This window comes from Vibrio hepatarius (assembly GCF_001274785.1).
Classification (GTDB): domain Bacteria; phylum Pseudomonadota; class Gammaproteobacteria; order Enterobacterales; family Vibrionaceae; genus Vibrio; species Vibrio hepatarius.
Genome location: NZ_LHPI01000005.1, coordinates 26,880 through 47,613, shown reverse-complemented (window position 1 = coordinate 47,613; position 20,734 = coordinate 26,880). Strand labels below are relative to the sequence as shown.

Annotated in this window: 13 protein-coding genes; all 13 read right to left on the bottom strand. The window is 45.0% G+C overall.

Annotated features, from left to right (window positions below; translation table 11 throughout):
- Positions 1-160 precede the first annotated feature (160 nt).
- Positions 161-1,741 (bottom strand): DUF3466 family protein, encoded by a 1,581-nt coding sequence (locus tag AKJ31_RS08155; protein ID WP_053408616.1) that lies wholly within the window; start codon positions 1,739-1,741, stop codon positions 161-163.
- Between the two features lie 6 nt (positions 1,742-1,747).
- The gene (locus tag AKJ31_RS08150) at positions 1,748-3,664 is read right to left on the bottom strand and encodes an ABC transporter ATP-binding protein (RefSeq protein WP_053408615.1); all 1,917 of its coding nucleotides are present in this window, start codon (positions 3,662-3,664) and stop codon (positions 1,748-1,750) included.
- The gene (locus AKJ31_RS08145) at positions 3,642-3,884 is read right to left on the bottom strand and encodes a glutaredoxin family protein (protein ID WP_072161276.1); all 243 of its coding nucleotides are present in this window, start codon (positions 3,882-3,884) and stop codon (positions 3,642-3,644) included. The genes AKJ31_RS08150 and AKJ31_RS08145 overlap by 23 nt, the downstream gene beginning before the upstream one ends.
- 10 nt (positions 3,885-3,894) lie before the next feature.
- The gene (rlmKL, locus tag AKJ31_RS08140; RefSeq protein WP_053408613.1) at positions 3,895-6,018 is read right to left on the bottom strand and encodes a bifunctional 23S rRNA (guanine(2069)-N(7))-methyltransferase RlmK/23S rRNA (guanine(2445)-N(2))-methyltransferase RlmL; all 2,124 of its coding nucleotides are present in this window, start codon (positions 6,016-6,018) and stop codon (positions 3,895-3,897) included.
- Positions 6,019-6,489: 471 nt separating this feature from the next.
- Positions 6,490-7,035: a cell division protein ZapC gene (locus tag AKJ31_RS08135; RefSeq protein ID WP_053408612.1), complete on the bottom strand. Its 546-nt coding sequence runs from the start codon at positions 7,033-7,035 to the stop codon at positions 6,490-6,492.
- Positions 7,036-7,231: 196 nt separating this feature from the next.
- Positions 7,232-8,242 carry a quinone-dependent dihydroorotate dehydrogenase gene (gene pyrD / locus AKJ31_RS08130; RefSeq protein WP_053408611.1) on the bottom strand — a complete coding sequence of 337 codons (1,011 nt, stop codon included), beginning with the start codon at positions 8,240-8,242 and terminating at the stop codon, positions 7,232-7,234.
- Positions 8,243-8,330: 88 nt separating this feature from the next.
- Positions 8,331-13,172 carry an NAD-glutamate dehydrogenase gene (locus AKJ31_RS08125; RefSeq protein ID WP_053408610.1) on the bottom strand — a complete coding sequence of 1,614 codons (4,842 nt, stop codon included), beginning with the start codon at positions 13,170-13,172 and terminating at the stop codon, positions 8,331-8,333.
- Between the two features lie 188 nt (positions 13,173-13,360).
- Positions 13,361-13,579, bottom strand: a complete 219-nt coding sequence (locus AKJ31_RS22545; RefSeq protein ID WP_072161274.1) for a DUF2835 domain-containing protein — start codon at positions 13,577-13,579, stop codon at positions 13,361-13,363.
- A 176-nt stretch (positions 13,580-13,755) separates the two neighbouring features.
- Entirely contained in the window at positions 13,756-16,362 is a 2,607-nt protein-coding gene (gene pepN / locus AKJ31_RS08120) for an aminopeptidase N (protein WP_053408609.1), read from the bottom strand.
- A 348-nt stretch (positions 16,363-16,710) separates the two neighbouring features.
- The gene (locus tag AKJ31_RS08115) at positions 16,711-17,373 is read right to left on the bottom strand and encodes a hypothetical protein (RefSeq protein ID WP_053408608.1); all 663 of its coding nucleotides are present in this window, start codon (positions 17,371-17,373) and stop codon (positions 16,711-16,713) included.
- Positions 17,374-17,505: 132 nt separating this feature from the next.
- Positions 17,506-19,500: a carboxy terminal-processing peptidase gene (prc, locus tag AKJ31_RS08110; RefSeq protein ID WP_053408607.1), complete on the bottom strand. Its 1,995-nt coding sequence runs from the start codon at positions 19,498-19,500 to the stop codon at positions 17,506-17,508.
- Between the two features lie 17 nt (positions 19,501-19,517).
- Positions 19,518-20,147, bottom strand: a complete 630-nt coding sequence (gene proQ, locus AKJ31_RS08105) for an RNA chaperone ProQ (RefSeq protein WP_053408606.1) — start codon at positions 20,145-20,147, stop codon at positions 19,518-19,520.
- A gap of 98 nt (positions 20,148-20,245) precedes the next feature.
- Positions 20,246-20,719, bottom strand: coding sequence for a GAF domain-containing protein (locus tag AKJ31_RS08100; RefSeq protein WP_053408652.1), 474 nt, complete (start codon positions 20,717-20,719; stop codon positions 20,246-20,248).
- Positions 20,720-20,734: the final 15 nt, after the last annotated feature.

Here is a 20,734-nt window from a genome sequence, read left to right as displayed (position 1 = left end):
CGTCCTCATACAAAAAAGTGTTTCTAACGTACTACTATTAAATTTATATGGAGCTTTTGTGACTCCACAATTAAGAATCGATCAAAATCGCTCCGATCTCAAGGTATAAAAAAAGCACAGGCTCAAAAATGTGAGACTGTGCTCTTGTTTAAAATTTAGTCTATTTTCTACGGAACCCGAACAAAGCAAGAATGGTCAGAGCCCATACGCCAATCGAGCCGCCCTGCCTTTCAACTTTGTTTTGATCTACAGTTCGAGCAGAAATATCGCTTGCTGTTGCACCATTGATTGGGACTAGTTTGACCGCCACCAGCGATGCACCAGAAGAACAGCTTGCGTTGATTGCTGAGCTATCATACCCACCATCACAGTAATACGCGGTACCAGCAATAACGCCAGCATCATTGATGTCTGTTGCGTCAATAATACGGAACTGGTTGTTCGCAGCGATACCGTTAGTCAGATCATCTAAATACCACGCTTTGTTACCCAATGGCGCTTTAGCATCCGCTGATGACAATGGAGCAATAAATGCGCGTTGTGCACGAGGTTTACCACCGTTTGATTCTCGGTGACGCTCGTAATCTATTGCACCTACAACTTCATTGTTGTTATTGATTGCACCAGCTTTGCCGTTAGCACTCTTAAAGAATATATCCCCAGAGAAGCTCTTTGAGCTCAACGATGAAGCTGTTACGTCTGGCACGTAAAACAGGCTGTTAGAGTATGCACCGTCATTTGCTTCACGATACTTAGCCGTACCAATCGCAATGCCCTTATCGTTCACTGAAGTTAGTAACGAGTTTAGGTATTTATCATCATCGGTGTATTTAGAAACGAGTGTAGTACTTACACCAGTGACACCAGACAACACTCCAGATAAGTCTACTTTAAACACCGCAGCTACAGGGATTTCATCGCTATTTGCGTTGTAACCTACTGCATAGGCAGTACTTGCTACGCCGATGTCAGCAATATCTCGTGCACTGCCTTGAGGCATACTACGACTTGATTCTGCCGCGCCGACCCAATCAATTGAAGTCAGAGAGGTACCGTCCCAAATGGCTGCTTTAGAAGTATAGTCACTGCTGTAGTTGGTTGATTGGGTAGACACCGAACCAACGGTTAACGAGCCCAACTGCGCGAACGCTTGAGTTCTAACGCCATTTGTTGTGAATGTGGTCGCTCCAGCAAAACCACGTGTACGTTCAGAACTATCAACTTGATAACTGCCCACAAACTCATCAGTATCACTAAAACTATTTATAACGATACTATTCGAAGAGAAGGTTTCTTGATTACCTTCTTTGTATGCAGTCAAATTCTGAAAATCGCCAGACAGCTCTTTAGCATAGCCAGAGTTATATTGGCGGTAAGCCCACTTTTCACAGAGCGAGTCTGAATAGTCTAAATAGCGATTACAGTAATCTTCAAAGCCATCTCGGCCCTCATCTAAGTAATCGTAACCATTTTCGATCAAAAATGGCGCTTCATTGCGATATTCAAAACCCTGAAGGAATCTTTGCTCTTCGTAGCCGATTTGGTGATTTGATGTATGGGTTGTAGAACAATCAACTGTTCCCCAGCAGTCTTCACTAGAGTCCTGAATCGCAGAGCCAAAGGTCTGACTACTCGAGTCCACAGGGCCATACATATGCACGTTATATATTGCAGCGCTTGCACTGAATGACGCGGCAACTGTTGCTGCAATCATTGAAATCTTGAAAATCTTACTACTCATTCGATGTTAACTTTCCTGTTGCATTGCTTCGAGCTCTTCCCATCGCTCAAAAGCAACTTCCAGCTCCTGCTCTATTGCAGTGAGCTTGTCTAAAATCGGTTGTGTCTGTTCTACTGGTTTTGAGAAAAACTCTGGGCTGTTCACTTGCTCTTGCAAGCTTTCAATCTCAGCTTCTAATTCTTCTAGTTTTGCTGGCAGTGCTTCTAACTCACGCAGCAGTTTATAAGATAACTTCTTAGACTTACCCTTAACAGGTGCAGTTTTGGGAGTTTCTTCAACCTGCTCGCTCGACTTTGCTGGTTTTTCAACCGCTCGAGACTTATGAGTCTGCGCTCTTTGGTACTGAGCATCATGATAACCACCAACAAACTCTTCAATGACACCATCGCCTTCGAATATCCAGCTCGTCGTTACTGTATTATCAACGAACTCACGATCGTGGCTAACCAGTAATAAGGTACCCTGATAGTTGGCAAGTAAATCTTCTAAAAGTTCCAAAGTTTCGATATCTAAATCGTTGGTTGGTTCATCAAGCACCAACAAGTTGTTTGGTCGAAGGAAGATTCTAGCCAGTAACAAGCGGTTCTTTTCGCCGCCAGACAAGGCTTTGACTGGTGTTCGAGCGCGTTTTGGTGCAAACAAGAAATCTTGTAAGTAACTCAGTGCGTGACGTTGACGACCACCCACCATAACTTCTTGTTTACCATCGGCGAGGTTATCAATCACTGATTTCTCTGGGTCGAGGATTTCACGGTATTGGTCAAAATACGCCACTTCCAGCTTGGTACCGCAATGCAGCTTGCCGGAGTTCGGTTTGAGTTCGTCAAGCAGCAACTTAAGCAACGTACTCTTACCGCAGCCATTTGGACCAATCAACGCGATGCGGTCACCACGCATAATATTGAAAGAGAAATCTTTAACGATCGATTTATTATCAATGCTGTAGTTGATGTTCTCAGCTTCGAAAACGATTTTGCCTGAGCGCGATGCATCATCGATTTGGATATTCGCTTTGCCTTGTACTTCACGGCGGTTAATTCGTTCTTCACGAAGCTTTTTAAGCGCGCGAACACGACCTTCATTGCGAGTACGACGAGCTTTGATACCTTGGCGAATCCACACTTCTTCCTGAGCGAGTTTTTTATCAAACTCAGCGTTCTGCATCTCTTCTACACGCAGCATCTCTTCTTTTTCAACTAGGTAGTTGTCGTAATTACCAGGGAAAGAAGCAAGCTTACCGCGATCTAGATCGACAATGCGTGTCGCCATCGATTTAATAAAGGTACGGTCGTGCGAGATAAAGATGATAGAACCACGAAAATCCTTCAGGAATGTCTCTAGCCACTCAATAGTAGTGACGTCCAAGTGGTTGGTTGGCTCATCGAGAAGTAATACGTCAGGATCGCGCACCAGAGCGCGTGCCAGTGCCGCTTTACGCTGCCAGCCACCCGACAGATCGGTTAATTTAGTATGACCATCCAGCTTCAACGCAGCGAGCACGTTCTGAATACGGTCTTCAAAACGCCATGCTCCAGTGTGTTCAAGCTGCTCTTGAATCCGAGCCAGTTTGTTGATGTTTTGCTCTGAAGGGTCAACAGCGATGAGATCGAGCTGATCTTGATAGATCTTAAGTTGATGCCCTATTTCAGCTAAACCACCAGCGACGTAATCAAATACTGTACCTTCCTGGTTACGAGGTGGATCTTGCTCTAAGCGAGAAACCACGACATCTTGCGTTACCGTAAGTTTGCCGTCGTCTAAGTGAACTTCGCCAGCTAGCACTTTCATCAGGGTTGATTTACCCGCGCCATTGCGGCCAACCAAACATACGCGTTCATTTTCTTGCAGCGCAAAGTCTGCGTGGTCCAGTAAAGGGTGATCACCGTACGCCAGCAATCCGTTATTGATGGTAAGTAATGCCATTGCTATCTAACCAATGTTGTAATTCTTGTAAATCAAAGGGCCAATTTATCTCGTTTCCTTGAAAATTCAGCACCGGAATAGTTACGCCGTAACGAGAGAATAGCTCATCATCAAAAGCGATATCAATAATCTCTACTTGATTACTGATTCCTGCTTGCTGGCAAAGTTCAAAGGCCATCTCACAGAGGTGGCACCCTTCTGTACTGTATAGAGTGATCACGTCAGTCTACTTAGTCCTTGTGAGTTACGATCCAGCAGTTGTGGATGTGTTTGTTGCGCGAGAAATCCATTGGCAACGTTTGGTGTGATATGTTTTTCGCTTCCAAACCAAGCTCTGCCAGTTGCTCCTCGTCCATCTTAAAGTGACGTTTGTTGTTCGAGAATACAATGGTGCCACCAGCACGTAGCAGACGTTTGAGATTAGTCATTAACTGGATATGGTCGCGCTGAACGTCAAAACTCTGCTCCATGCGCTTCGAGTTAGAGAACGTTGGCGGATCGATAAAAATAAGATCGAATTGTGCAGTCGACTTTTCTAACCATTGCAAGCAGTCAGCCTGCTCGAAACGATGCTGACGACCAACCTGACCATTGAGCTTCATGTTCTCTCTCGCCCAATCTAGGTAGGTTTTAGACATATCAACCGTTGTGGTTGACTTAGCCCCACCACAAGCGGCGTGTACCGTTGCAGAACCTGTGTAAGCGAATAGATTCAGAAAATCTTTGCCTTGCGCCATTTCGCCCAACTTACGGCGGGTAATCTTATGGTCAAGGAACAAGCCAGTATCCAAGTAGTCATGCAAGTTTACAATCAACTTCACGCCGTATTCATTAACGGTCATGGTTTCTGATTCTTGCGAAAGCTTTTGATACTGCGAACGGCCTTTTTGCTTTTCACGAACCTTCAATACGACTTTGTTCGCGTCAGTGTCCGTTACTTGGATAGCTGCTCGGATAATGTCGGTTAAACGGCGCTTAGCTGTCTCTTCTGGAATATTCTTCGGCGCTGCGTATTCCTGAATCACAAGATGATCCAGATAGACATCAATCGCCACATTGTATTCTGGCAAATCAGCGTCGTAGACTCGGTAGCAATCCAGTTTTTCTTTACGCGCCCACTTACCGATCTTCGCGATATTCTTCTTCAGGCGGTTTGAAAAGTCAGGAGCAATCGTTGATTCAGTGACAGCGTCACCTGAACTCTCTACAGGACGATCACTGATTGAGTAATTCTTCTGATGACACAACAACGCACCGTTATTCAGCTTGTATTGCTTGTCAGCACGCATACGGAGGCAGCTTAACAGTTCATCAGAGCTAGAGAAGATAGATGCCTGACAACCGCCAAATTGTGCTTTCAGTTGAGCACCAAACGCAGTATAGAGCGCAATCAAGCCTGGATGTGTACCTAAACGCTCACCATAAGGTGGGTTTGATACGATAACACCGTTGACAAACTCTGCAGGGCGAACAACCTTAGCGGCGTCAGCCTCTTTAAAGTCAATCAGATCTTCTACACCGGCACGACGGGCGTTATCTCGTGCAGTTTGTAGTACTCGAGCATCGTTATCGAAGCCATAAAACTTAGCGTCAACTTTTTTGACGCCGCGTCTCGCTTGTACTGCAGCTTCAGACTTAATCTCTGCCCATAGCTCTGGTTCAAAGTCTTCTAGTGACTCGAATCCCCACTTCTTACGATTAACGCCTGGCGCCATGTTTGCCGCCATCATTGCCGCTTCAATAAGCAAGGTACCTGAACCACACATAGGGTCTAGTAGAGGTTTGGTCTCATCCCAGCCACTGCGGAGAATGATAGCCGCTGCCAAGGTTTCACGTAGAGGTGCTTTACCCGACTCAGGACGATAGCCACGTTGGTGTAAACCGCCGCCAACCATATCGATACCAAGAATGGCTTTATCTCGGTGTAAGCGAACATGAATGCGAAGATCCGCACGATCTTTACTGATCGATGGGCGTGGTAGGTTCTTTTTGTTGAAAGCGTCCACTACCGCATCTTTTACCTTCATTGCGCCATATTGGCTATTGCGGATTTCGCGGTTTGTACCATTGAAGTCAACCACAAAATTCTTCGAGCTATGGAATTGATTCACCCAATTCACCGCTGATGCAGCTAGGTAGAGATCCATATCATCGTTACACGTGAACTCAGAAAGAATGCGCACAAAACGCGAAGCTAGTCGGCTCCATAAACAGCAACGATAGATTTGCTCGTTAGATGCCTTGAATCTAACCCCTGCCTGAACAGGTTTAGCATTGGTAATCCCTAGCTTTGTTAGCTCTTCAACTAACAGGTTCTCCAGCCCATTGGAAGTAACCGCAAGATATTGATGCATAGTGAACTTTTTATTTCTTAGAAAATGACCCCGCATTATACCCGACATTGGTTCAAATTCGTTAACTCAATTACGGTTTCTCACCCCTCACGCCGTCCAACTGAGCATTTATTCACCTAAAAGTGCCTTCTGTCTCTGACTTTCACATCAACACTCACACCAGCTGATTTTTAACCAATTTATAGGCCTCATGGCGATAGTGAATGCTTATTCACATCAAAATTGGTCTATGCCAATACCAAAAATTAGTGAAATTAAATTACAGAATTAGCCTAAATGGGGAATTATGAATGAATTACCCCTCTCAAGCCGGGCTAAAAGTGGAAAAATAATAGGCATTTAATGGACGAAAACTGCACGCTTCTCACAATTGAGCTAGAGTGAACAGCGCAGATAATCGCTAAGCGTCCTGAATTTAGGGCAAAAAAAATCGGCCATAAGGCCGATGGGAAATGAAAAAAGGAACGAAACTTAGCCAACCATCGCAATCGGTTGGACTTGGAAATGGTGATTTACTGGAAGCATGCGGTCATGCATGACTTTAATTGCCTGGCCAAATACCAGTGTTTTAGAGCCACTTAAAACAAACTCTTCCAGCGAAACGGATGCACACAAGCTTGCGCACTCTCCGACTTCTAAAATAATGAATACGCCGCTATGGCTAGAACTGTTTAGCTGAACGAAGTCTCCCTCTTCAACATGGACTGAACCATCAGATAGCGAATCAAAGAACCAGCTCTTTGGTTGAACTGGTTTGTGGAAACGCTTAGCAGCAACGCAATATAGAGCCAGCTCAGCTTGACGCGGTTCCGACAAGTCTAGATATGCAATCTGTTCTTTATAAGTCATAAAGGCAGCAGCATCATCAACTGAGAATTCATTAATGCCAATTGCACAATCCACAATGAGTTTACGAGGAAGGTTTGTCTTGAATACCATGCCATCACCCAAGTCGAGCATTAGGTGCCCTTCTGAGTCATCATAGTACCAAGTCCATTTGTCACTGGGTTTAAGCATTATTCCAATCTCTTCATTAGTTGTGATTCTAGGTAAAACGCTTAATTACCTTTCCAAGCAATAATCTGAATTTTATAAGCTCGTAAACGAAAAAAAAGAGGAAATGAAAACTCATTTCCTCTCGATAAAACGCTATAAAGTTAAAAACATCACCGCGTGACAATGTCACGACAATCAATAACTTATTGTAGAGACCTTAAAGGTTCTTGACGATCTTCGCCACTAGGCCCGGACCGTGGTAAATGAAACCAGAGTAAACTTGCACCAGTTTTGCACCCGCCATCATTTTCTCTTTTGCAGCCACGTACGAATCAATGCCACCTACTCCAATTACTGGAATCTGCTCACCAAGTTGCTCATGCAGTTGGCGAACCACTTCGGTACTTCTTAATTGCACAGGACGACCACTTAGACCACCTGCTTCGTTCGCATGCTTCATACCATCAACCATGCTTCGGTCGAGTGTTGTGTTGGTTGCGATAACACCGTCGATGTTATTTTTGATCAATGATTCGCAGATCTGCTTGATCTCATCATCACTAAGATCCGGTGCGATCTTCAGTGCCAACGGTACGTACTTATCATGCTTCGCCGCCAACTCCGACTGTTTCTGCTTCAGCTCAGCAAGCAGTTCATCCAATGCTTCACCGTATTGTAGTGAGCGTAGTCCCGGGGTATTTGGTGATGAAATGTTTACCGCGATGTAACCCGCATATTGGTAAACCTTTTCCATACAGATCAGATAATCTTCCGCGCCCTTTTCGATTGGCGTGTCTTTGTTCTTACCAATGTTAATACCGAGTACGCAATCAAACTTCGCTTTCTTAACGTTCTCAATTAAATTATCAACACCTAGGTTATTGAAACCCATGCGGTTGATGATCCCTTCTGCTTGCACTAAGCGGAAAAGACGTGGTTTGTCGTTGCCTGATTGAGGACGTGGTGTAACCGTACCTACTTCAACAAAGCCAAAGCCCATTGCATCAAAAGCTTCAATACACTCGCCGTTCTTATCTAAACCCGCAGCAAGACCAACTGGGTTACGGAATGTAAGCCCCATGCATTCTACTGGACGAGCTGGAAGTTGTTGACGATAGAAGAGATCGAGAGGAGTGCCGGTGAAACGTTTGAAGTTTTGAATTGCAAGATCATGTGCCTTTTCGGCATCAAGTTGAAAAAAGCCAGTTCTGGCTAGACGGTAAAGCATCGTGCCTCCGAAAGAAAAAAACCCCGTTATAAACGGGGCTGTATTATCAAATGTTTTACCGAATAATTCAATTAATTATGAGTAATCATTACTCAATAGCTGAACAATTCAGATTTAGTAACATTAGTTCGCGCAATGCAACGGAGAACTTAGCAAACTCGTGAACTGAACCCACTTTGAACTCGTTTAGGATGCTTTCCCAACGTTGAAGTGAAACTTCGTTTGCGTTCACCCAGTCTTCTAGCGCTTGCATTACGTCTAGCGCTTCTGAAGTACAACCGCAACTTAGCACTTGGCCTGTTAGCTGGCGTTGTTGCCAATCGAGATCTTCGCGGAATGCAGCACGAGCAAGCGCTTGCCAGTTGTTGTCTACCGCTTGGTTGTTGATCTGTTTCAAGAACCAATGCAGTGACAAACGATCGCCAAGGTTGAAGTACAGTTTTGCACTTTTCTCAACTGACTTGCCTGTTTCACGAGATACTGTGGAAATATCCAGTACTGAGTATAGACTAGATAAACGAGATACGTAATTCGCAAGTTCAGCGGTCACGCCTTGATCAATCCAAGCTTTCGCCATTTCGTCATGCTCTTTCACTTCTGCAGGAACCAGCATGTTGTCTAGGTCAGCTTTGATTGTTGCAACGTCCGCTTGGTATAGCGCAATCAGTTCGTTGACAGATTGCTTACCGGTACGGTTACGTAGCAACCAACGTGACAGACGACGTAGTGTACGACGAACATAGTACATCATATCGTACTGAGCTTGCGTCGACGCTTGGTTGTCTAACTCACGCAATTCTTCAAACACTTGCCCTAGTCCGTAGATTTCACGAGCAGCAGCGTATGCGTTTGCAATATCAACAACTGAAGCACCCGTTTCTTCTTGTAGACGAGTGACAAAGTTACAACCCATTTCATTAACCATTTGGTTTGCCAGCGCTGTTGCGATGATTTCAACGCGTAGCGGGTGGTTAACCATTTGGTCCATATAGTTACGGCGTAACTCCGTTGGGAAGTACTTAACTAGTTGTTCTGCATGGAACTTGTCATCGGCGATTTCAGCTTGTGCAAGATCTTCTTTTAGTACCATTTTCGCGTAAGCGATCAATACTGAAAGCTCAGGACGCGTTAAGGCTTGACCTTGTTTCTCACGCTCAAGCAAAGTCTCGTCATCTGGGATGTATTCCAGCGCACGGTCTAGGTGACCCGATTTTTCCATCGCGTGAATGAAGCGGATTTGCTCTTTCACTAACGAAGTACCTTGCTGCTCTGTCACAGAGATAGACTCGGATTGACAGTAAGCGTCATCTAAAACGATCTCGCCCACTTCATCTTCCATTGACTCTAGGATCTGGTTGCGTTGTTTGATCGTTAGATCGCCATTTGCCACAAGGCCATTTAGGAAGATCTTAATGTTAACTTCGTTATCCGAGCAGTCTACACCACCTACGTTATCAACGAAGTCCGTGTTAACGCGGCCACCAGTTAGCGCGTATTCAATACGACCTAGCTGAGTCATACCTAAGTTACCACCTTCGCCGACGACTTTAGCGCGTAGGTCACGGCCATCGATACGTAGTACGTCGTTTGCACGGTCACCAACATCAGTATGTGTTTCTGTTGATGCTTTCACATAAGTACCGATACCACCGTTCCATAGAAGATCCACTTTCATGCTTAGGATCATCTTGATGAGCTCGTTTGGCGCCATCGAAGCTTTCTTAGTGCCGATCATTTTCTGGATTTCAGGTGTCAGCTCAATCGATTTTGCACGACGTGAAAATACACCGCCACCCTTAGAAATTAGCTCAGGGTTGTAATCTTCCCAGCTTGAACGCGGAAGATTGAACAAGCGATTGCGCTCTTCCCAGCTTGTTGCTGATTCTGGGTTTGGATCGATGAAGATGTGCATGTGGTTAAACGCAGCTTGCAAACGAATGTGCTTAGAAAGCAGCATACCATTACCAAATACGTCACCCGCCATATCACCCACACCAATTGCGGTGAAATCTGTAGTTTGACAGTCAATGCCCATTTCACGGAAATGACGTTTCACTGATTCCCAACCACCTTTCGCAGTGATACCCATTGCTTTGTGGTCGTAGCCGTTTGAGCCACCAGACGCAAACGCGTCACCAAGCCAGAAGTTGTATTCTGCCGATACAGAGTTCGCAAGATCCGAGAATGTCGCTGTACCTTTATCTGCTGCAACAACCAAATATGGGTCGTCTTCGTCATGACGAACAACGCTCTTCGGTGGTACAACTTCACCTTCAATAATGTTATCTGACACATCAAGCAATGCACGGATAAACCGTTTGTAACAACGTTGACCTTCAGCAAAGATTTCGTCGCGGCCATTCATGGTGTGTTGACGTTTACAAACGAAGCCACCTTTCGCACCAACAGGTACGATTACCGTGTTCTTAACTTGTTGCGCTTTCACCAGACCAAGAACTTCGGTACGGAAGTCTTCTTGACGATCCGACCAACGTAGACCACCACGTGCAACTTTACCGCCACGAAGGTGAACACCTTCGATATCTGGTGCGTAAACAAAGATCTCAAACGCAGGTACTGGTTGTGGAATCTCTGGAATATCGCTTGGTTTCATCTTGAGAGACAACCAAGGTTTCGGCTGTTTGTTCTCATCCAACTGGTAGTAGTTAGTACGCAATGTCGCCGTGATCATGTCCATGTAGCGACGAATGATACGGTCATCATCCAAGCTTTCTACGTGGTCCAACTGCTCAGTAATCTTCTTGATAAGATCGTTTTGGCCTTTTTCGCTACCTTTGAATTTTGGATCAAAGCGTTTCACGAATAGGTCTACTAAGCCTTTCGCCAAATCTGGGTAGTGACTTAACGTATCTTCAATGTATTGTTGACTGAATGGGAAACCGACCTGACGCATGTAACGAGCGTACGCACGTAGAATCGAGATTTCACGGCCAGTCAATGACGCACCAAGTAGCAATCGGTTGAAGCCATCGCTTTCTAGCTCACCTTCCCAGATCGCAGCGAATGCCTGTTGGAAACGATCGCGAGCTTCACGAAGATCCACGGTTTTATCGCTCTTATGCAGCATCGAGAAATCAAGGATCCAGTACACTTGGCCGTTTGCTTTGCGTACTTCGTAAGGAGACTCACCGATAACGCGCAGGCCAAGGTTTTCCAACATTGGCATCACATCAGATAGATGGATTGGCTCGTCGCGATGGTAAAGCTTCAAACGTACTGCTTTTGAATCCGCGCCTAACTCTTGTGGGCGGTAGAACAGCATGCCTAGCTTGTTATCATCGCTCAGCGCTTCTAAACGCTGAATGTCGTCAACCGCAGAACCCGGCATCACATCTTCTTTGTACGAGCGCGGGAATGCACGCATGTACTCTTTCGAGAAAGGCAGACCTTTACTTTCACCAAAGTTTGCTACGATCGCATCAGACAGGCGATCATCCCAAGTTGAAGATGCTTCCATTAAATTTTGCTCAATCGTTTTTACGTCTACGTCGATGTTGTTGTTATCAACACGAACAATATAGTGTGTTCTTGCAAGCGGGCTTTCAGAGAAGTATGTCGTAAACTCTACTTCCTTATCGCAGCCAAAGTACTGCTTGAGAATACGTTGTGTTTGACGGCGCAACTCGGTGTTGTAACGATCTTTAGTCACGTACACCATGCAGCTAAAGAAACGACCGTAAGGATCACGACGAACGAACAAACGCAGCAGATCGCGATCTTGCATTTGTACCACGCCCATACCAACTTCAAGCAACTCTTCTTCTTTTGCTTGCAGCAGCTCATCACGCGGGTAGTTTTCTAAAATATTGTGTAGTGCTTTGTACGAGTAAGAACCTTCACGGTAGCCGCTCGCTTTTAGAATACGTTGCACTTTTTCACGAATCAGTGGAATACCTGCCACGCTCTGGTTGTACACTGCAGAAGTGTAAAGACCAGTGAAGCGGTGTTCACCAATAACTTTGCCTTTGGCATCAAACTTCTTGATACCAACATAGTCCGTGTACGCCGGACGGTGAATACGCGAAGGCACGTTGCCTTTGGTCATATTCAGTAGGAATGGTTTCTTCGCTTCTAGGCGCGCAGAGTCTGGGAACTCAGACAACTTAACTGCACGAACGCGAGATGGGTCTGAGAACAGACCAAGACCTGCCTCTTCGGTTGGACGAAGTTCAGTATCGCCATCGACAGAAACAAGATCGAATTCTTTGTAGCCCATAAAGGTAAAGTTGTGTTGGCCTAACCAACGCAGGAAATTGATCGTTTCTTCATAACGATCACGCTCCACTTCTACTTTGCCTTGCTGTGCTTCTACTTGATTGGTTACCGCTTCAAGTTTTTTAACCATCGGCTGCCAATCTTGTACGACTAGACGAGTATCTTTCAGAATGCTTAGCAGTTCTTCTTTTAATGAACTCATCGCAGCTTTGTCGCTCAAACGGTCAACTTCAATATGGAACAGTGACTGTAACGCACCCTCACCCTGGTTAATGCCAGAGATCTCACCAGTTGAAGAACGAGCAATTTGTGTTGGACCATGTAGCATCAAGTGAGATGCCAAGTCCAAACGGCTAAGTGCCATTTTAATCGAGTCAACCAGGAACGGACTGTCCGGAACTACGATTTCAACAATAGTGTGTGTGGACTGCCAGCCTTGACGGCTAACGGTAGGGTTAAAGACTCGAACAGAAACATCCTCTGCACTCTTTTCACTGATGTGGTGCCAAAGGCTAACAACAGCGCCATAAAGGTCAGATTCGTTACGTTCGATTAAGTCATCTTGTGAGATATTGCTAAATAAATGCTGAGCAAGTTGAGTGACTAAAGGTTGATGAGCAAGCTCGAGTTTGTCTTGAATAAGCTTGTACACTTTTTCAAGAAGAACCGGCATCAATGTTTCACGCGCGGTCATATTCACACTCCACTATTAGAATATTATGTATTTGTAGGGGATGTCGTAAGCATAGTGCTTAACACGGGTAATGCAGGGTTATTGTAAAAGCTTTATTGACAAATAGTTAATTGTTTTGGGAGTGGTATGAGGTGAAATGTTTGATAATGTGACTAAGGTTCTATTTAAACTTCTATAAAATTAGTTTCTCACAGAACTTCTAACTTTATAAACTTATTATTATGGTCAGTTGTTAAGCGAAAACGGCCTTTTACGCCAATTTGGCTCAAGAATGGTCTGAATCTGGATGCGGGCAACTGAAGGCGCAATCCATTGTCTGTATTTACAAGAACGTTACTAGCCGCACCATTATAGTGCGAAAGAAAAGTTTGATATGAGATGTTGAGCGAGAAATAGTAATAATTCATTCTAGTTGTTTAAAAAAGTAGCGTTTTTAGCGAAGCAACAAAAAATACTGTTTAAATATACAGTACCTTTTAACTTCCGCTTGAAGTACATGTCTCTTGTTTTCAGATACCTATTTCATCACAGGTTGCCAATAAAAAAATAGCACCCTGAGGTGCTATTTTTCATTTCTGTCGACTTAAGCTTCGAGAGCTTTAGTCACTTTCTCGAACAAGTCTTTAGCCAAGTTATCCATTGACTTCAGTGCTTCTAGCTCAGCTTTGATTAGAGCTTGACGCTCTTCATCGTATTTGCGGAACTTAAGCAGAGGGTCAATCAATCGTGATGCCACTTGCGGGTTGCTGCTATTAAGCTCGCGTAGAATGTCACCCGCGAACTTGTAACCTTCACCCGACTTCGCGTGGAAACGCACTGGGTTCATATTGAGGAATGAACCAATCAAACTGCGAGTTCGGTTTGGATTCTTGAGACTAAACGCTTCGTGTTCCATGGTCGCTTTGATCACTTGCAATACGTTTTCTGCTGGATTTGTGCCTTGCAGCGCAAACCACTTATCCATCACCAAGCCATCATGTTTCCACTGTTCGCTGTAACTAGCCATCAATGCTTCACGGCAGGCAAGCTGCGCACTATTGGCCGCGCTCATCGCCGCAATGGTGTCTGTCATGTTGTTTGCGTCAGCGTACTGCTTTTCTGCCAACTCATTACCCAGTTCGGTGTGTGCAAGGTAAGCCAAAGCGGTATTACGCAGAGAACGTTGACCAATTGCCGCGTGCTCAATGGTGTAAGCATCTTGCTTTAAGCTATGGTAAATCGCGCTAAACTCGTCGATTAACTCGTTCGCTAATTGAACTTTGATCGCTTTCAATACGTTAGCAACCGCGTCCACATCCACTTGTTTGTACCAACCAGACACTTCATTGTGGCTTGGTAGTGCCAGCATCTCTGCGATAAACGCTGGTTCAAGATCTTGTGATAGCAATACACCACGGAACGCATCGACAACCGCTGCAGGCAACTCAACATCTTGTCCACTTTGAACGCGTGTTACGTTGCTGCGAATGTATTTCGCCAACAGCATTTGTCCAGCATCCCAACGAGCAAACTCATTGCGCGCGTGAACCATCAGGAACACCAGTTCTTCATCACTGTAGTTGTATTCCAATACAACTGGCGCAGAGAACTCACGCAGCAATGAAGGAATTGGCTGCTCAGCAACGTTTTCGAACACAAAGGTTTGCTTCGCTTCGGTCACATCCAGTACATTGCCGACCGCCCTCCCGTTACAGCGTAACTCAATCACATCACCATTTGCTGCGTACAACTCAACGTCGAATGGAATATGCAGCGGTTGTTTGTCTTTCTGATCGTGAGTTGGTTCGGTTGATTGCTCTACCGTTAACGAGTAAGTTTGCTTGTCGGCATTGAACTCACTGCTGACTTTCACCGTAGGTGTACCCGATTGGCTGTACCAAAGACGGAATTGTTTTAGGTCGACGCCACTTGCATCTTCCATTGCAGCGACAAAATCTTCACAGGTTGCCGCCGTACCGTCATGGCGCTCAAAATACAACTTCATGCCTTTTTGGAAGCCTTCCTCCCCAAGCAAAGTATGCATCATACGGATCACTTCACTTCCTTTTTCGTACACAGTCAAAGTGTAGAAGTTATTCATTTCTATTACTTTTTCTGGGCGAATTGGGTGTGACATTGGGCTGGCATCTTCAGCAAACTGAGGACCGCGAATAATGCGAACATTGTTGATTCGGTTAACTGCGCGCGAACCAAGATCTGAAGAGAATTCTTGGTCACGGAATACCGTTAGACCTTCTTTCAAACTTAGTTGGAACCAGTCACGGCACGTCACTCGGTTGCCCGTCCAGTTGTGAAAGTATTCATGGCCGATAACCGCTTCAATACCTAAGTAATCGGTATCGGTTGCTGTCTGCTCGTTTGCCAGTACGAATTTAGAGTTAAAGATGTTCAAACCTTTATTCTCCATCGCCCCCATGTTGAAGAAATCAACGGCAACAATCATGTAGATATCTAGGTCATACTCTAAACCGAAGCGTTCTTCGTCCCACTTCATTGAGTTAATCAAAGACGTCATCGCATGCGGTGCGCGGTCTAAATTGCCTTTATCGACAAAAATTTCAAGCTCAACGTTGCGACCAGATTTAGTCACATAGTGGTCACGCAGCACATCGAAATCACCGGCAACCAGCGCGAATAGGTAAGCAGGTTTTGGATGCGGGTCTTGCCACTGTACCCAGTGACGACCGCCTTCTAGATCGCCTTGCGCAACACGGTTACCGTTACTTAGCAAGAACGGATACGCTGCTTTATCGGCGATCACTTTGGTGGTGTATTTTGCTAAGACATCTGGGCGATCCAGATAGTAAGTAATGCGGCGGAAACCTTCTGCTTCACACTGAGTACAGAATGCACCACCCGACTTATATAGACCTTCCAGTGCGGTGTTCGCTTCTGGGTCAATTTCAGTCACGATTACCAACTCAAACTCTTGCGGAAGATTGTTGAGTTCAAGCATACCCTCGGTTTCTTGGTATTGAGTCCAAGCTTCACCATTCACGGTTACGCTAACCAGCTTAAGACTTTCTCCATCTAGCTGTAGCGTGTTTGAGTCTTTTAGCTGCTTAACTTGTGAAACCGCTGTCACGATGGTCTCGTTATCAAACAGGTCGAAAGTTAAGTCTAGGTCGGTAATAGTGTGAGATGGTGATTGATAATCTTTACGATATTTGGCTTGAGGAGTCTGAGCCATGTCTAAATCCTTCTGACTGAGTGGTGAGTAATGCACGTCGATGCATCAAACCTGAGCATCACTAATAGTGTGCTTGAGCACAAACGCTCCCGTACTGTCACGTTGACCAGGAGTTCGTTTTATTAATGCTGTTTGAATCGAGCCATTGCCTGTTCTAGATCAGCAGTTATGCTTTGTTCACTAGAAAAATAGCCCGAAAATTGGCTACTAGCTTACAACTCCACAAATAAAAAAACGAGGCATTAAAAACAAATACCTCGTTTTTTCTCTGATTCTTGTCTCTACACCAAACAATCTGACTATTAAAGAAGCAAAAATCTCATTAACAATCTACTGAGTAATTGTGTGTTAGCGGATTCTATTTAGGACTGCGTACATACCGCCTTCTTCTTCACCTAAGGTCAACGTGTCTCGGTTGAGCGTATATCGAGTTTCATGCTCACCGTTTTCGTACATCAACACAAGTTGGTTGCCCTCGGTGTAATAAACGCCACTGTGCACCGCTTCTGCGCCATTTTGATTTCTGACTCGGAAGGTAAACAGAAAGTCGGGTTGTAACACGAGATCCATTTTATGGACGTCACTCGCCATCAGGTCGTCACCCGCTAAGTGTTGGCTTGACCAAAATCCAGCCAGAGAGTTGGATAGCGCTTTAGTGAAGGTGACACCATTGAGGTTAAGCAAGTGGTGATTGGCAGAGTATTGATAGACTTGCGGCTCTGATGTGTTCAATCCCAGAATCAAGGTATTGTCGCTAGCGTTGTATTCACCATCCCAGTGGTCGACGGAATAGTCTTTTTTCTGGATGTCGATATTAAAACTGTAGTTGGAATTTAAAGAGAGCTTTATCGCCAGAAAGTTTTCTTGGGACGCTTCTGGGTTTGGGTTGATCAAATACCAATCCCCCAGCAGAAATGGTTGGTCGAACTGGGTTAAGTCCGAGTTATCCCGTACCGGCTCACTAGACGCAGATATACTAAAAATGATGCAAATTAATCCAATCCATCTCATAACATGCCCCTCACTCTTTTTCTAAGCTTAGGCTCTGTCATACGATTTAGCTAAAATTTCGATCTAAATCACATTAATTATTGGCATAAAAAAAGCGAGCTAATCTAGCTCGCTTTTTGTCTGACTTGATGATTATTGAATCATATCCACCGTTATCGCCACGGCTTCATCAAGATACACATCTGGTGCTTCGTAGTCTTTTGGCACATCATCCAAAGACTTAAACTCAGCAGCACCCTGCGCTTTTTGACGTAAGTTAATACGGTCTAAGCGCTCTTGGTCTGCTTTGTCGTTTTCAGCTTTACGCGTTTTCTCGTTCAAAGACAGCAAGTTGTTATCTTTTTCTGCCTTGTATCGTTCGATATCATCAGCAATCAACTTGAATTCCAAGTCATTCGCGATACGAGCTTGGTGTTGAGCATCGAGTTTTGCAATCAACTCTTTGTTACGCTGTAACACGTCATATTTCGCAGGTTCGATACTATCCCACGGCAGTGCGTTATCTTCAACGCTCTCACCCGTTTCACTTGGGTCAACCGCTGTTGGGAAAGCGATGTCCGGAGCCACACCTTTATTCTGCGTACTACCACCATCGATTCGGTAGAACTTCTGGATGGTGTACTGAACATAACCTAAAGGCTTGTCGAACAAATCGTAAATTTTGCTCAACGCTCGGTGTTGTTGAACCGTACCTTTACCAAATGAGTTCTCACCCAAGATGATCCCGCGACCGTAATCTTGCATTGCTGCCGCAAAGATTTCAGATGCTGATGCACTGTAACGGTTAACCAGCACAGTTAGCGGACCAGAGTAACTGATTTCACCGTCTGTATCGGCATTAACACGCACTCGGCCATAACTGTCGCGCACTTGAACCACAGGGCCACTGGTAATAAACAGACCAGACAACGCCGTCGCTTCAGTTAGTGCACCACCGCCATTGTTGCGCAAGTCAACAATAATGCCGTCCACACCCTTTTGCTTAAGCTCGGTGATCAGCTTATCTGTATCGCGAGCTAATCCTACGTAGAAGCTAGGAACTTCTAAAACGCCGATCTTCTTGCCGTCTTTCTCAATGATCTCAGACTTAACCGCTCGGTCTTCCAAGCGAATCTTGTCACGAACAATGGTGATCACTTCTGCTTTACTATCGTTACCTTCCGGTAGGATTTGCAGGTAAACCTTTGTTCCTTTTGGACCTTTGATAAGCTGAACAACGTCATCTAAACGCCAGCCAATAACATCAACGATCTCTGCGCCATCTTGACCTACGCCAATAATGCGGTCGCCTTCAGACAACTGCTTGCTTTTAGACGCAGGACCACCAGCGACCAGTGAGCGAATCACGGTGTAATCTTCGGTCATTTGCAGCACCGCGCCGATCCCTTCTAATGACAGGTTCATTTCTGTCTGGAATTGGTCAGCGCTTCTTGGCGACAAGTAACTGGTATGTGGGTCAATCTCGCGAGCGAAGGCGTTCATGTAGAGCTGGAACGCATCTTCGTTGCGCGCCTGACTCAGACGTTTCAACGCATTGTTGTAACGTTTACCTAAGATCTCTTTGATTTCTTTCCAGTCTTTGCCCGTCATTTTCAAGTTAAGTGCATCGTACTTAACTCGCTTACGCCAAAGCTCATCCAGTTCCGCGTCGTTCTTCGGCCAAGCGGCTTCACTGCGATCTAGTTCAATACTTTCATCCGTATCAAACGTCATTTCTTTATCAAGCAAAGATAATGCGTATTGGAAACGCTCGTAACGGCGCTTCATTGATAGGTTGTAAATATCGAAAGCAATATCGTTCTTGCCAGACTTTAACTGATCATCTAGTTGAACAGCCGATTTGGCGAATGAGTCGATATCTTGCTGGGTAAACACATTACGGCTGTAATCAAGCATCTCGACGTAACGCTCGAACATGGCTTGAGACAACTGATCATCTAAGACGAAGTGTTTGTAATGAGAGGTTCTGAAGAAAGACGTGACACGTTTACTTGCTGTCGCATGCTGTGCTTCTGGGGTTAGAGTCGGTAAGTCATCAAGACTTATCTTTGCTTCAAGAGCGTGAGCTGAAGAAGCTGCTAGCCATAGGCTAGCAGCAATCAGCGACAATTTTGAACGGCATTTCATGCGTAGGAGTATCTCCTTTATGCGCGTAAGTGCTCCGCTTTCACAACCATTTGCAGGCCGTTAGTCAGTTGAACTCGCACATCTTCCTTATTGATTTCTACGATAGTCGCAGCCATGTTGCCTTTGCCCATGTTCACGTTCACTTCTTTACCAACGATCATTTCGTCAGCATTCAGAGCGCGAGTTTCTACTGGCTTAGCAGCTTTTGGTGCTTTGTTTTGCTGTGGGCGACGGGCTTGAGGCTTTTTAGCAGCCGGTTTAGCCTTTGCTTTACCTTCTTCGCGAGCTTTTTGAGCTTGCTCTTTACGACGAGCTTGTACTTTCGCTTTGCTTTCTGCCAATGCAGTTTTCGCGTGCTCTACATGTTCTTCTTCTAGTTCACCCGCTGGGTTACCGTCTAGGTCTACACGAGTTGCGCCAGGCTTAACACCGTGTAGGTAGCGCCATGATGAAGTGTACTGTCTTAACGCTGCACGAAGTTGGGTTTTACTTACCTTTGGATCATCGCTTAGACGATCTGCAAGATCTTGAAAAATACCAATTTTAAGAGGTTTTGCTTCACCTTCTAAAGTAAAGCACTTAGGGAAACATTCAGCAATATATGCGATAACTTCTTTGCTGTTTTTTAACTTTTCAGTGTTTTCCATGAGGATTCCTGGTTATTGCGGCTTGTCCGCGAGCATTAAGATAAATATTTCAGGTATTATAGTGACCTGCAAGGGAAAAACCACAGGGAAGAAGCAATTTATGCCTTGATAGCGTGTGAATTAAGCAGCTTTTCTACTTCATTCATCAAAAATGTTATGCCCTGCTCATCTATCTCACTGAATCTGCCCACTTCTGGACTGTCGATGTCTAAAACGCCAGCAACCTCACCATTGATTGAAAATGGCACTACAATCTCAGAGTTGCTTGCCGCATCACAAGCAATATGACCTTCAAACTGATGGACGTCATAAACACGTTGCACAGTATTTGTGGCGACAGCAGTACCACAGACACCTCGACCAACAGGAATACGAACACAAGCTGGTTTGCCTTGGAAAGGACCTAACACCAGTTGTTCTTCTTTCATTAAATAAAAACCAACCCAGTTGAGCTGCTCTAACTCCATGTTCAATAACGCACTAAGATTAGATAAGTTAGCGATAAGGTCCGTTTCATCTTCTAATAGTGCGACAGCTTGTTTTGTTAAGCGTTGGTATTGTTCAAATGTCATAGTTACTGCTTTTTC